The sequence below is a fragment of the Streptomyces sclerotialus genome, assembly GCF_040907265.1.
Lineage (GTDB): Bacteria > Actinomycetota > Actinomycetes > Streptomycetales > Streptomycetaceae > Streptomyces > Streptomyces sclerotialus.
Map to the genome: position 1 here is coordinate 7,723,879 of NZ_JBFOHP010000002.1, position 12,827 is coordinate 7,736,705.

A 12,827-nucleotide genomic window follows, 5' to 3' on the forward strand; every position below is an offset into this window, starting at 1 on the left:
CGCGGCTGACGGTCAGTCGGTGTCGGTCTCGGTATCGGCATCGGTGGCGGTGTCGGTGGCGGCGGGTCCGGCCGGTGGGACCACGCGCACCGGTACGCCCAGCCGCTCGATGGCGGCGATCTGGTCCTCCGGCGTCGCGGTGTCGGTGACCACCAGGTCGTACCCGGACGCGTCCCCGTACCCATGGGTGGCGGTCCGGCCGAACTTGGTGTGGTCCACCGCCAGCACGCTGCGCCCGGCCGCCTCCCGCAGGGCGGCCTTCATGTCCGCCCACTCCTGGACCGGATGGAAGAGCCGGGCACGGTCGACGGCGGTGGGGGAGGAGAAGGCGACGGCGGCGCGGACGCGGCCGAGGTGGCGGAGGGTGTCCGTACCGGCGCAGGCCTCGAAGTCGGGGCGGTAGTGGCCGCCGAGCAGGACGGCCTCCGTGCCGGGCGCGCCCGCAGCGCCGATCAGCGAGGCGACCCGCAAGGAGTTGGTGACGACGGTCAGCCGCTCGATGCGGCCGAGCCTGCGGGCGAGCGGGAAGAGGGTGGTCCCGCAGTCCATCAGCACCGTGTCGCCGGGGCTGACCTCCCGGGCCAGCAGTTCGGCGAACGCCTCCTTCGCCGCGGCCTGCTGGTACTCGCGGAAGCGGGTCGCGGTCTCCACCGTGACGGTGGGCAGCGCGACGGCCCGGCCGCGGCGCTTCTCCAGCAGCCGCCGGGACTCCAGGTCGGCCAGGTCGCGATGCACGGTCATGGTGCTGACCCGCAGCGTCTCGGCGAGCGCGGTGATCCGTACGGAGCCCTCGTCGATGACCTGCTGGAGCACCCGGCGGCGGCGCCGCTCGACCTCGGCCTCGGACCCACGACTCTGCCGCACCACGGTGTGCCTTCCTCCGACGCGCACTCGATCACCGCGCAACATCACACACTTCCTGTGATGTTTTGGCAAGGGGCGGTCTTGCCGCGGTGCTGCCGCGTCCCCGAGGCTGAAACGGACGTCACCGCAGCAACGGCAGGAGACGCGTCACCACAGCAACGGCAGGAGGGGAACGTGCCGCAGCCGGCGCCGCAAGGACCGCCGCCCGGCCCCGCGACGGGCAGCCCGGACCAGGAAGTGGCCGCAGTGGTCTACCTGGTCGGACAGGAACTGGAAGCATCGCCCAAGGCCGTGCTCGCCGCCTTCGAGGCCGCGCTCGTCGAATCGGGCATGGAGAACCTCGACCACGGCCACCTCGACTCGGTCGGCGTGTTCCAGCAGCGCCCCAGCATGGACTGGGGCACGGCCGAGCAGTGCATGAACGTCAACTACGCGTCACACCGGTTCTTCGAGCGGGCCATCGAGGAGGACGAGGACGATCCGGACCTCACGGCGGGTCAACTCGCCCAGCGGGTCCAGGTCTCCGCGTACCCCGAGCGTTACGACGAGCGGGAGGACGAGGCCAGGCTGCTCATCGAGGCCACGCGCGAGGAGCTGGGCGAGGAGCCGCGGCCGTAGCCGGGCCGCGCCCGGCTCGCGGTCCGGTGTGCGTACGCCGTGTGACCGTGGCCGGGGCACATGCCGGTGCCACGGTCACGGTCTGTGACGGAATTCTTCGGTCGGTTTCGATCGACGGGTCGTGTGGACGCCCGCACCGCGTCACTATGGGCCCTGAACCGGTGTGAACGGATTATGGATGACCGGATGACCGGTGGACGGATGAGTCGGCTGAAGGGAGGCGGCCGGGATGCTTCTCAAGACCCGGACCGACAGGCGCGTACGCATCGAACGGTGGCCGGTCCCCGCCGGCTCGCCCACCTTGGCGAAACTGGCCGTGGTGGGCGTGCTCGACGGAGAAAGCGTCACCGCGCTGTGCGACGCCACCGCGGCGGTCATGGCGGGCGGCACACGGCACCTCCGGCTGGACCTCGCCGGCGTCACGGCCTGCGACAACGCCGGCCTCTACACCCTCCTCGGCGTGCAGAGCGCGCTGCGCTCCATGAGCGGCAGCCTCGTCCTGCTCCGCCCGAGCCTCCCTGTCCACACCGGCCTCAGGGCCGCCCGCCTGCACCTCAGGCTGGTCATCGCGCCGCCCGGCTCGGTGATGTAGCGGCGTGGGCGTGCGCTCGTCCGGTGTGTTCAGCCGGCCGCGTCCGCCGGCGGCAGCAGCGGGCCGCACGTCCAGCGCTGGAAGACCAGCCGGGTCTCGACCCGGGCCACCTCGCGGCGGGCCGTGAACTCGTCCAGTACCAGCCGCTGGAGATCGGCGGCATCCCGTACGGCGACGTGGACGAGGTAGTCCTCGGGCCCGGTGAGGTGGAAGAGGGAGAGCGCCTCCGGCAGTGAGCGGATGCGCTCCACGAACGGGCCGACCAGCTCGCGGCGGTGCGGACGCACCTGCACCGACAGCAGCGCCTGCAGGCCGCGGCCCAGTTTCGCGGGGTCCAGCCGCAGTTCGTGTCCGAGGATCACGCCGCTGCGCCGCAGCCGGGTCACCCGGTCCAGACAGGTCGACGGCGCGACGCCGACCGACGCGGCCAGCTCGCGGTACGTGGTCCGGGCGTCGTTCTGCAGCAGGCGTAAAATCTCCAGGTCCACCGGATCGAGACGCACAGAGTCGGCCATGTCCCGAACGTAACACGGAAGTTGACCATCCGGTCAGGGCGCCCGACCAGCATCATGCCATGACCCACTCACCCGCGCGCCCGGACCGCGCCGCCACCACCGCCGTCCCCCGTGCCACCCCCGGCCCCGCGCCCGCCGGCGCGCCGCTCCGTGCCCTCGCCACCGAAGCCGTGCACGCCGGCCGCGAGGACCTCGCCGCCCAAGGACTGCACGCGGCCCCGCTCGACCTGTCCACCACCTATCCCTCGGCGGACAGCCGTGCCGAGGCCGCCCGCCTCGACGCGTTCGCCGCCACCGGGGCCGAGTTCGAGGGGCCGCCCGTCTACGGCCGGCTCGGCAACCCCACCGTCGCCCGCTTCGAGGCCGCGCTCGCCCGCCTCGAAGGCACCGAGTCCGCCGTCGCCTTCGCCAGCGGCATGGCCGCCCTCACCGCCTGTCTCCTGGTCCGGCACGCCGAAGGCCTGCGCCATGTCGTCGCCGTACGCCCCCTGTACGGCTGCAGCGACCACCTGCTGACCGGCGGGCTGCTCGGTACGGAGGTGACCTGGACCGACCCGGCCGGCGTCGCCGACGCGCTCCGGCCCGACACCGGCCTGGTCATGGTCGAGAGCCCGGCCAACCCCACGCTCGCCGAGACCGACCTCGCGGCCGTCGCGCGCGCCTGCGGCTCCGTACCGCTGCTGGCCGACAACACCTTCGCCACGCCCGTACTGCAACGCCCCGCCGAGGCCGGTGCGCGGCTGGTGCTGCACAGCGCGACCAAGTACCTCGGCGGTCACGGCGACGTGCTGGGCGGCGTGGTGGCCTGCGACGAGGAGTTCGCGCGGCGGCTGCGCCAGGTGCGGTTCACCACCGGCGGCGTGCTGCACCCGCTCGCCGGCTACCTGCTGCTGCGCGGACTGGCCACCCTGCCCGTACGGATGCGGGCCGCGTCCGCCACCGCGGCCGAGCTGGCCCGGCGGCTCGCCGGCCACCCGGAGGTGGCCCGGGCGCACTACCCGAAGCTCGGCGGCGCGATGGTCGCGTTCGAGGTGTGCGGGGACCCGCACGACGTGATCGCCGGGGTGCGTCTGATCACCCCGGCGGTCAGCCTCGGCAGCGTCGACACGCTCCTCCAGCACCCGGCCTCGATCAGCCACCGCATCGTCGACGCCGCCGACCGCGCGACCGGCGGCATCTCCGAACGGCTGCTGCGGATGTCGGTGGGCCTGGAGGACGTCGAGGACCTGTGGCGGGACCTCGATGCGGCGCTCAGCGGTGGGCCGTCTCCCGTCCGGCGGTCTCCCGGTCGGCGGGTACCGGCAGCGGCCGGCGCCGCAGCCCCGCCGGCCGGGCCGTGATCACCAGCGTGCCCTCCTCGACCTGGTAGTCCAGCGGCAGCCCCAGGCCCCGCATGGCCGCCACCATCCCGGTGTTGGACGCCTGCGTGATCGCGTACACGCTCTCGCAGCCCGCCTCGGCGGCCATGGCGACCAGCCGCTCCAGCAGCTCGGCGCCGATGCCGCGGCGCTGCCACGCGTCCTCCACCAGCAGCGCCACCTCGGTCTCGTCGCCGTCCCACAGCAGGTGACCCAGCGCCACCAGCCGCCCGGACGCGGTCTCCACGGCCAGTGTGCGGCCGTGCCGCGGGCCCAGCAGGTGGTCGAGGTAGCCGTCGGCGTCGTGCACCGGCCCGTGGTAGCGCAGCGCCAGCGTCCGCTCCGAGCAGCGGTCGTGCATCTCGCGGGCCGCCGCGAGGTCGGAGGTGTCGGCGCGGCGTACGGTGAGGGGGCTGCCCTCGGGGAGGGTGAGGGTGTCGCGGCGCTCCGGGACCCGCCGGCCCAGCCGCGCGTCCAGCTCCACCAGCGCCCGTACCCGCGCGAACTCGGTCGGGGTGAAGGGCAGCTGAGGCCGCTCGATGGTGATCGAACCCCCGGACGGGTCGCGGAACTTCATGATGTGGTCCTCGAGAACGCCTTCGGCCGGCACCCGTTCGGCCAACGGCTCGCCCTTCAGCGTGCGCGCGGGTACCGAACGGATGGTGCAGCGGCCCAGCAACTGCCGCAGCGCCAGAGGAAGTTCAGCGGAGTCCAGGGCCGTACGGGTGGCCAGGGACAGCATACGGGCCGGCGCGTCGACCAGATCATGGGCATCGGCACGTTCCAGCCAGGTGTCCCGGCCGCCCGCCGCGGACACCGCGCCCACCAGCACACGCCGCTCCGGGGTGCCCGGCACCCGCAGCAGGAACTCGTCCACCGTGCCGTCCGACAGCGGGTGGGTCTGCAGGCTCAGGATGTCCACCCGGTGCGCGGCCAGCGCCTGGCACAGCGCGGCCAGACTGCCCGGCTCGTCCCGTACGGTCGTCCGCATGCGCCACAGCGTCGTCTCGGGGAGCCCCGCGCCCTCGGCGAGAACGGGGGCCGACGACGCCGCGGCGCCGGTATCGCCCGGCGGCGGCGCGTGTTCATGGCGACGTGACCTGCTCAGGGTGAGGCCGGTGACGAGGCGGTCGGCGGCCCGCCGCCACATCGAACGGCGGGCAGTGCGGTACTCGGTTTTCTCAGTCATGCACCCCAGCATCACCGACCGGTGTTGCATGATCACGAACGACTTGTGTCCGCCAGGTAAAGGACGCAATCGCCTCTACTGTCCGACTCACCCAGGTTGCAAGGTCTGGCTGAACAGCACCTCACCGCTGTCCTGCCGCAGCCGCACCGTCAGCTCCCCGCTCCCGCCGTCGATGTCGACCTCACCGAAGTACTGCGGTGTCTCGGCCGGTGAGGTGTTCGCCCGGTCCGGCGCCTTCACGAACCGCTGCTCGGGCCCGAACGTGCCGTCCAGCTTCACCGCCGGGAACCCGCCCGCGTTCAGCGGCCCGGAGACGAACTCCCAGAAGGGCTCGAAGTCCTTGAACGCCGCCCGCGACGGGTCGTAGTGCTGCGCCGAGGTGTAGTGGACGTCCGCCGTCAGCCACACCGTGCCCGTGATCCGCCGGTGCTTGATGTGCCGCAGCACCTCCGCGATCTGCAGCTCCCGCCCCAGCGGCTGCCCCGGATCGCCCTGCGCCACCGCCTCGAAGCGGGTCTTGCCGTCCGGCACGACCAGCCCCAGCGGCATGTCGGACGCGATCACCTTCCACACCGCCCGCGACCGCGACAGCTCCCGCTTGAGCCACCGCAACTGCTCGGCGCCCAGGATGCCCTGCGCGTCCTCCGTCTGCCGTCCGTCGGAGTTGGCGTTCCGGTACGTCCGCATGTCCAGCACGAACACGTCCAGCAGCGGCCCGTGACGGACCACCCGGTACACCCGCCCCTGCCCGTCCGGGCGCAGCGTGCGGATCGGGAAGTACTCGCCGAACGCCCGCAGGGAGCGCGCGGCCAGCACGTCCACGTCCTTCACCTGGTACCGGTCGTCGTCCAGGATCTGCCCCGGATACCAGTTGTTGCGCACCTCGTGGTCGTCCCACTGGGTGATCGTGGGCACCTGCGCGTTGAACCGCCGCAGGTTGTCGTCCAGCAGGTTGTACCGGAAGGCGCCGCGGAACTCCGCCAGCGTCTCGGCGACCTTCGACTTCTCCTCGGTGGTCACGTTCCGCCAGATCCGCCCGTCCGGCAGCGTCACACTGGCCGTGATCGGTCCGTCGGCGTAGATGTTGTCGCCGCTGCACAGGAAGAAGTCCGGGTTCCGGCGCCGCATCTCCTCGTAGATCCGGTAACCGCCGCGGTCGGGGTTGATGCCCCAGCCCTGCCCGGCGAGGTCTCCGGACCAGTGGAACCGCACGTCCTCGCGCCGCTTCACCGGCGCCGTACGGAACGTACCGGTCACCGGCTCGCCCGTCCGCCGGGGATCGTCGGGATCGGCGAGCGTGACCCGGTAGTGGATCTGCTCGCCGGGCGGCAGGCCGCGCAGCGACGTGACCCCGGTGAAGTCCGTGCCCGCGCCGACCACCGGGCCGCGCCAGGTCCGCGCGTTGCGGAACGACTCGGTCGCCGCCGTCTCCACGGTCATCCGCGCGGGCCGGTCCGACCGTACCCACACCAGCCCCGAACCGGTCGTCACGTCGCCCACCTGCACGCCCCAGCCGGCGCTCGGCCGCCCGTCGCGTGCCTGGGCCGGAGCCGCGCAGCCGATCGCGGGCAGCGCGAACCCGGCGGACGCGGCCGCCGCCCCGTACAGCACCGAACGCCGCCCGATCGCTCTGCCGTCCGCCGCCGCTCCCTGCGCCATGTGGATCCTCCCGTGGTCCGATCGTCCTCGATGACGTCCCGTTCGTACCGGTGCCCGATGCCCCGCAGCCGAACGCACGGTGAACAACCGGATGACGGCGGTACGGAAGCGCGGAACCGGCCCATGGTCGCAAGCCGGAGGGGCGAAGGCCAGGATCACGGCGCCGTTCGAGGACCGCGGCGCCGCTGTCCGGTCCTGCTGCCGCGCCTACGGGTATTGCACCGCACGTTCCAAAACCTGCTACGGTCCTTCCATGGCCCGACCGCGGATGTTCGACGAGGAGCGGGCCCTGGACGCGGCGATGCGCACCTTCTGGGCGAACGGCTACGAAGCCACCTCGACCCAGGACCTGTGCGAAGCCACCGGCCTGGGCCGCAGCAGCATCTACAACACCTTCCGCAGTAAACACGACCTCTTCGCGCGGTCGCTGGCGCGCTACATCGACACGATGACGTCCCGCCAGCTCGCCATCCTGGAGGACCAGGACCGGCTGCCGCTCGACCGCCTCCGCGCCCTCTTCGACGTGATCATCGCGGACGACATGGGGAATCGGAGTGACGGCCGCAGCCCCGGCTGTCTCACCGTCAACACCACCGTGGAGCTGGCCGGCCGGGACACCGAAGCCGCCCGGATGCTCGCCCGCGACACGGAACGCCGGCTGGTGGCGCTCCGGATCGTCATCGAGGCGGGGCAGCGGGACGGCGGGATCGCCACGACGCGCGACGCCGACGCGCTCGCCCGCTTCGTCAGCGCGGTGATCGGCGGCATGCGGGTCGCAGGCCAGGGCGGCGCGGACCGCGCGGCCCTGGAGTCCATCGCGGAGACGGCGCTGACGGCCCTGACGCCGTGATGCCCTGACGTCCTGATGCGCTGACGGCCCTGACGCCGTGACGCCCTGACGGTGCGCCCGGCTCCCGCCCTGCGGGGCGGACCCGCTCTGCCCAAGTTCTGTACTGACCTATCCATAACTATGTCCGCTCACCTCACGACGCGACGAAGGAGCACACCCGTGCCTCGTGCCGTATACGTCCTCGCCCTCGGCATCTTCGCCATGGTGACCAGTGAGTTCGTGGTCGCCGGCCTGATGCCGCAGATGGCGGCGGGCCTGGACGCGACCGTCCCGCAGATCGGCTACCTCATCACCGCCTTCGCGGCGGCCATGGCCCTGGGCGGCCCGTTCCTCACCGTGGCCCTGCTGAAGCTGCCCCGGAAGCGCGCGCTCGCCGTGCTGTTCGCGGTCTTCCTGGCCGGCAACGTACTGGCGGCCACCGCATCCGGCTACCCGGTCATGACGGCCGCCCGCATCGTGACCGGCATCGCCGCACAGGCCTTCTTCGGCGTCGCCATTTCGATGTGCGCGCAGCTGACCCGCCCGGAGGTCCGCGGCCGGGCCGTCTCCGTCGCGCTCAACGGCCTGATGCTCGGCACGCTGCTCGGCCTGCCCCTGTCCACGCTGATCGGCGAACACTTCGGCTGGCGCGCGGCGTTCTGGGCGATATCCGGGCTCACCGTGCTCGCGGCCGTCGCCACCCTGGTCGGCGTCCCGCGTACGGAGGGCGCCGAGCAGAGCGGGGGCTTCCGCGCCGAACTGGCCGTCTTCCGGCGGTCCCGGCTCTGGCTGACCCTCTCGACCAGCACGTTCGTCATCGGCGCGACCTTCGCGGCGTTCAGCTACCTCAACCCCGTCCTGACCGGGCTCACCGGGTTCGCCACCGGGACGATCCCACTGGTGCTGATCGCGTACGGCGCCGCCACCGTCATCGGCAACACGGTCGTCGGCCGCCTCGCCGACCGTCACGCACTGCCCGTCCTGCTGACCGGCCTGTTCCTGAACCTGCTGTTCCTCACCGGCTTCGCCCTGTTCGCCGGTCTCCCCGTCCCCGCCGTGGTGTGCGTGCTGGGCATCGGCCTGGTCGGCGTGACCATGAACCCCGCGCTGGTCACCCGCGTACAGCGGGCCGGGAACGCCGGGCCGATGGTCAACACCGTGCACTCCTCGTTCATCACCTTCGGTGTCATGACCGGCTCCTCGCTCGGCGGCCTGGCCATCGGCTCCTTCGGCCTCCGGGCCCCGATGTGGCTGGGGGCGGCGCTGGCCGCGACGGGCCTCGTGACGCTGGTACCGGATCTGGTCCGGCGGACGGTGACGGTACGGACACCGGCCGGGCACCGCCCCGAGGCGCCCGCCCAGCCCCTCAGGGAGGAACCCGCCGCCGAGTGCGCGGGGGCGGCTCCCGCGCCGCGTGGGTAACGCCCCGTTCACACCCCCGCCGGGGCCACCGTGTCCAGGATGACGCGGGCCACCAGGGCCGGGTCGTCGTTCATGGGGACGTGGCCGCAGCCGGGGAGGCGTATGAGGCGGGCGCCGGGGATCACGCGCTTGGCCCGCAGGCCCTGGCGGGGCAGGAGCAGCCGGTCGCGGTCGCCCCAGCCTATGGTCACGGGGAGGTCCGGGATGTCGTGCTGGAAGAGCACACCGGGGCCGCGGCCGGCGGCGAGCGTCGCGGTGAAGCCGGGCGCCTCCCGCAGCGCCCGCGTCTCGGCCGCCACCGCGGCCGGCGAACGGCGCGCGGGGCGCGCGTATATGGAGCTGGTCAGCGCGGCGCGGCCGGCCGCCGAGCGGGCCAGCGCCTCGACCACCGGCTGGGGCAGCGCCTTCGCGCCGGCCCGCATGCCGAGCAGGACACCGAAGGCGTACCGGCGTTCGGCCTCGGTCCAGAACCCCGCCGGGGACAGAGCCGTCACCGACCGTGCGGCCCCGGCCAGGCCCAGCTCCAGCGCGAGCAGTCCGCCGAGCGAGTTGCCCACCACGTGCGGCCGTTCGACGCCCAGCGCCGCGAAGGCGTCCGTGAGCAGCGGGACCACCGACGTCAAGCCGTACGGCACGCCGTCGGGCAGCGCGGGGGACGCGCCGAAGCCCGGAAGGTCCAGCGCGATCACGTCGTGCGAGGCGGCCAGGACGCTGAACACCGGCTCCCAGGCCTGGTAGTGGTGGCCGATGCCGTGCAGCAGCACGACCGGCTCGCCGGCGCCCTTGCGCTCGTACGCGACCGAGAACGGCGGACGGCCGTCGGGGGAGACGTGCAGGGAGGAGGCCGTGGCGGTCGTCATGGGGACTCCTTCGGGGGGAGGGGAAGCCGCTGGGGTGGGTGCGTCTGCGGGGGCCGTACGGGGCCGTACGTGGGGGCGGCCCGATAGACACCATGTCAGCAATAATTACCGGGCGGTAGCGGGCGAACGTGAATGCGTCGCGGGAGGGCGGGGCCGGGCGCACCGCCGACGCGGCGCCACGATCGCGCAACTGTGCGGTATCCGCTGGACAATGCGCGGCCGCCCCGCTGGGATGGGGGCGTGCTCACGGATGCCGCGACCGATGTCTTCGAAGAACACCGCCCCGTCCTCCAGGGCGTCGCCTACCGCATGCTCGGCCGGGCGGCCGACGCCGAGGACGTCGTCCAGGAGGCGTGGCTGCGCTGGTCGGCCGCCGACCACGAAGCGGTGCGCGAGCCGCGCGCCTACCTCGTACGCGTCACCACCCGGCTCGCGATCGACCGGCTGCGCCAGGTCCAGGCCCGGCGCGAGGCGTACGTGGGGCCGTGGCTCCCCGAGCCCGTCGCGACCGACTTCGGCGGGGCCGTGCCGGACAGCGCGGACCGTGCCGTCTTCACCGAGTCCGTGACGTTCGCCGTGCTCGTCGTCATGGAGTCGCTCTCGCCGCTGGAGCGGGCCGTCTTCGTGCTGCGCGAGGCGTTCGGCTATCCGTACGCGGAGATCGCCGCCGTACTGGAGCGCGGCGAGGCCGCCGTGCGCCAACTGGCAGGGCGCGCCCGGCGTCACGTGGAGGAACGCAAGCCGCGCTTCGAAGTCGACCCCGAGCGGCAGCGGGACCTGACCGAGCGGTTCCTCGCCGCCGCGGCCGGCGACGACCTCCAGGGACTGATCGGCCTGCTCGCCGAGGACGTACGGCTGGTCGGCGACAGCGGCGGCAAGGCGAAGGCACCGCTGCGCGTCATCGAGACCGCCGACAAGGTCGCCCGCTTCCTGGTGGCCGTGGCGAGCAACCCGCAGACCGAGCTGCGGTTCGGCTTCGCTGCGCTCAACGGCGGGGTCGCGCTGGTGGCGCGGGAAGGGGAGCGGGTCGACACGGTCTTCCAGCTCGACGTGGTGGACGGCCGCATCCAGACGGTCTACATCGTCCGCAACCCCGACAAGCTGGCGGCGGTGGGGGCGGCCCCCACCGCCTGACGCCCGCCGGCGCCCAGGGCTGCCCGTTCCTGATCCGGACGGAAGACCCTAGCGCGGCACGACGCCCGCCGCCCGCGCCGCCGCGCGCAGGCCGCTGCGTGGGCTGGTCAGTACCTCCGTACGGACGTCCGCACACTCGGCCGCCGGCGCCATCGACGCCTGCGCGAGCACGATGACGTGCGCGCTCTTGGGCGCTCCGGCGTCCGCCGCGTCGTCCACCGCCTCGTCCACGGTCACCGCGCTGCCGTCGGTGTCCGCCTCCCGCACGGCATCGGCCACCGCGGTGAGGTATGCCTCGTGGTCGTCCGCCTCGAAGAGCGCGAAGGCGTCCGGCACCAGATGCGTACGGACCACGACCCGCCGCCCGGCGCGCTCCGCCTCCTCCTCGATGAGTGCGACCGTCGGCTCCAAGGTGCTCGCCACCGTCGCGAGGACGGTGATCCGCTCACCGCCCGCCACCGCGGCCGCGGCCATCGGCCGGTCCGCGCGGAGCACCGGTACGTCGAACTCCGCACCGGCCGCCTCGGCGACGCCACCGATCGTGGAACACGTGCACAACGCGGCCGTCGCGCCCTCCGCCACGGCCGCCGCGAGGGCGCCCCGTACGTCGTCGGCCACCGCCTCGGGGCCGGCCTCCCGCGCCCGGTCCAGCAGTTCCGGATGCACGAGGTGACGGAGCTTCAGCGCGGGCGCCTCGCTGTCGCGCAGCGCGTCGAACACAGGGACATGGACGGGAGAGGTGTGCAGCACGGCAAGCATGCCGGGGACCGTACCCGCCGAAACCGAACCGATGCCCCCAGGCGCGGCGCGCCCGGCCGCCGTCTCCGACCGTGTTGACTCGGTCACGCAACGGCATCGGATAGCCCATTGGTCTTGACCAAGGGTGGGGCCGCCCATATCGTCACAGGCATACTTCAACAACCTTTAATAAAGAAGCGCTCATAACCCGGGAGACACCGGGGAGGCCCCTGGAGACGGACCGGGGACACGGCGATTGCGGAGGACAGGGTGGGGACCACGCAGCTCGACACGGCGCAGGAACCGAAGTACTGGCACCTCAAGACCGTGCTCAGTGACGCGCTCGACTCGGAGTTCGCGGTCGGCGAGATCCTGCCGAACGAACGGGACCTGGCGGCGCGCTTCGGGGTCGCGCGGGCGACGCTCCGGCAGGCGCTCGAACAGCTCGAACTGGAAGGCCGGCTGCAGCGCCGCCGCGGCGTCGGCACCACGGTCGCCCCGCCCCGCATGGGCGTGCCCGTGGACCGTTCAGGGCACAGCTGGCCCGGCGCGCCCGGCGACGCCTGGCAGCCGGCCGACGCGGCCGCCGTGGACGGCGCGGCCCTCCCGCCCGCCGTCGCCGATGCGCTGGGTGCCGGCGCGGGGGACACGGTGCACGTCGTGCGGCGTACGCGGGTCGACCACGGCCAGCCGGTCGCGGCCGAACTGCTCTACGTACCGGCCGAGTCCGTCCCCGGCCTCGTCGCGGACGCCGCCGCCGGGCCGGTCGCCCGCGCCCGTGCCGTCCTCCAGGAACTGCAACTGCTCGCACTGGACGGCGAGGAGCGCGCCGTGGAGCTGGGCTCGGCCCGCGCCGAGGACGCCAAGCTGCTGGACCGGCTGCCCGGCGCCCCCGTCCTGGTCGTCACCACCCGGTACGTGACCGGCGGCCGCACCACCGCCGTCGCGGTCTCCACCTACCGCGCCGACACCTGCCGTCTCACCTTCGGCGACCACGACACGCTCGCCGTACTCCCCGGCTGATCCGCCCCGCCCCGTCCCGCAGCAAC

At 73.2% G+C, this 12,827-nt stretch carries 13 protein-coding genes; 7 read left to right on the top strand and 6 right to left on the bottom strand.

Going from position 1 to position 12,827, the window contains the following annotated elements; translation table 11 throughout:
- Window positions 1-12: 12 nt before the first annotated feature.
- Window positions 13-867, bottom strand: a complete 855-nt coding sequence (locus AAC944_RS33925) for a DeoR/GlpR family DNA-binding transcription regulator (RefSeq protein ID WP_368396648.1) — start codon at window positions 865-867, stop codon at window positions 13-15.
- Between the two features lie 171 nt (window positions 868-1,038).
- Here AAC944_RS33925 and AAC944_RS33930 point away from each other — a divergent pair, with 171 nt between their 5' ends.
- Window positions 1,039-1,482 (top strand): hypothetical protein, encoded by a 444-nt coding sequence (locus AAC944_RS33930; RefSeq protein WP_196942780.1) that lies wholly within the window; start codon window positions 1,039-1,041, stop codon window positions 1,480-1,482.
- A 229-nt stretch (window positions 1,483-1,711) separates the two neighbouring features.
- Window positions 1,712-2,074 (top strand): STAS domain-containing protein, encoded by a 363-nt coding sequence (locus AAC944_RS33935; protein WP_030608519.1) that lies wholly within the window; start codon window positions 1,712-1,714, stop codon window positions 2,072-2,074.
- Window positions 2,075-2,103: 29 nt separating this feature from the next.
- Here AAC944_RS33935 and AAC944_RS33940 read toward each other — a convergent pair whose 3' ends face one another.
- A complete protein-coding gene (locus AAC944_RS33940; protein ID WP_030608516.1) occupies window positions 2,104-2,589 on the bottom strand; it encodes an Lrp/AsnC family transcriptional regulator in 486 nt (161 codons plus the stop codon).
- 59 nt (window positions 2,590-2,648) lie between these two features.
- On the opposite strand from AAC944_RS33940, the gene AAC944_RS33945 reads away from it, so the two are divergent.
- Window positions 2,649-3,929, top strand: a complete 1,281-nt coding sequence (locus AAC944_RS33945) for a trans-sulfuration enzyme family protein (protein WP_078888304.1) — start codon at window positions 2,649-2,651, stop codon at window positions 3,927-3,929.
- On the opposite strand, the gene AAC944_RS33950 is transcribed toward AAC944_RS33945, so the two are convergent.
- Both AAC944_RS33950 and AAC944_RS33955 read right to left on the bottom strand, forming a co-directional pair.
- On the bottom strand, window positions 3,841-5,097 hold the full coding sequence (locus AAC944_RS33950) for a GNAT family N-acetyltransferase (RefSeq protein WP_368397341.1): 1,257 nt from the start codon (window positions 5,095-5,097) through the stop codon (window positions 3,841-3,843). The genes AAC944_RS33945 and AAC944_RS33950 overlap by 89 nt on opposite strands.
- A gap of 126 nt (window positions 5,098-5,223) precedes the next feature.
- Entirely contained in the window at window positions 5,224-6,795 is a 1,572-nt protein-coding gene (locus AAC944_RS33955; protein WP_030608496.1) for an alkaline phosphatase D family protein, read from the bottom strand.
- A gap of 253 nt (window positions 6,796-7,048) precedes the next feature.
- Between AAC944_RS33955 and AAC944_RS33960 the strand changes: the two genes are divergently transcribed.
- Both AAC944_RS33960 and AAC944_RS33965 read left to right on the top strand, forming a co-directional pair.
- A complete protein-coding gene (locus AAC944_RS33960; RefSeq protein ID WP_030608492.1) occupies window positions 7,049-7,645 on the top strand; it encodes a TetR/AcrR family transcriptional regulator in 597 nt (198 codons plus the stop codon).
- Between the two features lie 159 nt (window positions 7,646-7,804).
- Window positions 7,805-9,046 carry an MFS transporter gene (locus AAC944_RS33965; protein WP_030608489.1) on the top strand — a complete coding sequence of 414 codons (1,242 nt, stop codon included), beginning with the start codon at window positions 7,805-7,807 and terminating at the stop codon, window positions 9,044-9,046.
- Between the two features lie 8 nt (window positions 9,047-9,054).
- Here AAC944_RS33965 and AAC944_RS33970 read toward each other — a convergent pair whose 3' ends face one another.
- Window positions 9,055-9,906, bottom strand: coding sequence for an alpha/beta fold hydrolase (locus tag AAC944_RS33970; protein ID WP_030608486.1), 852 nt, complete (start codon window positions 9,904-9,906; stop codon window positions 9,055-9,057).
- A gap of 240 nt (window positions 9,907-10,146) precedes the next feature.
- Here AAC944_RS33970 and AAC944_RS33975 point away from each other — a divergent pair, with 240 nt between their 5' ends.
- On the top strand, window positions 10,147-11,040 hold the full coding sequence (locus AAC944_RS33975; protein ID WP_030608483.1) for an RNA polymerase sigma-70 factor: 894 nt from the start codon (window positions 10,147-10,149) through the stop codon (window positions 11,038-11,040).
- A gap of 48 nt (window positions 11,041-11,088) precedes the next feature.
- Here AAC944_RS33975 and AAC944_RS33980 read toward each other — a convergent pair whose 3' ends face one another.
- The gene (locus AAC944_RS33980; protein ID WP_030608480.1) at window positions 11,089-11,799 is read right to left on the bottom strand and encodes a hypothetical protein; all 711 of its coding nucleotides are present in this window, start codon (window positions 11,797-11,799) and stop codon (window positions 11,089-11,091) included.
- 249 nt (window positions 11,800-12,048) lie between these two features.
- On the opposite strand from AAC944_RS33980, the gene AAC944_RS33985 reads away from it, so the two are divergent.
- Window positions 12,049-12,801, top strand: coding sequence for a GntR family transcriptional regulator (locus AAC944_RS33985; protein WP_030608477.1), 753 nt, complete (start codon window positions 12,049-12,051; stop codon window positions 12,799-12,801).
- Window positions 12,802-12,827: the final 26 nt, after the last annotated feature.

Bases quoted from the DNA above. Each gene is read 5' to 3' on its own strand.
- AAC944_RS33935 (WP_030608519.1), top strand. From the start codon at position 1,712: ATGCTTCTCAAGACCCGGACCGACAGGCGCGTACGCATCGAACGGTGG.
- AAC944_RS33980 (WP_030608480.1), bottom strand. From the start codon at position 11,799: ATGCTTGCCGTGCTGCACACCTCTCCCGTCCATGTCCCTGTGTTCGAC.
- AAC944_RS33945 (WP_078888304.1), top strand. From the start codon at position 2,649: ATGACCCACTCACCCGCGCGCCCGGACCGCGCCGCCACCACCGCCGTC.
- AAC944_RS33940 (WP_030608516.1), bottom strand. From the start codon at position 2,589: ATGGCCGACTCTGTGCGTCTCGATCCGGTGGACCTGGAGATTTTACGC.
- AAC944_RS33960 (WP_030608492.1), top strand. From the start codon at position 7,049: ATGGCCCGACCGCGGATGTTCGACGAGGAGCGGGCCCTGGACGCGGCG.
- AAC944_RS33950 (WP_368397341.1), bottom strand. From the start codon at position 5,097: ATGTGGCGGCGGGCCGCCGACCGCCTCGTCACCGGCCTCACCCTGAGC.
- AAC944_RS33955 (WP_030608496.1), bottom strand. From the start codon at position 6,795: ATGGCGCAGGGAGCGGCGGCGGACGGCAGAGCGATCGGGCGGCGTTCG.
- AAC944_RS33970 (WP_030608486.1), bottom strand. From the start codon at position 9,906: ATGACGACCGCCACGGCCTCCTCCCTGCACGTCTCCCCCGACGGCCGT.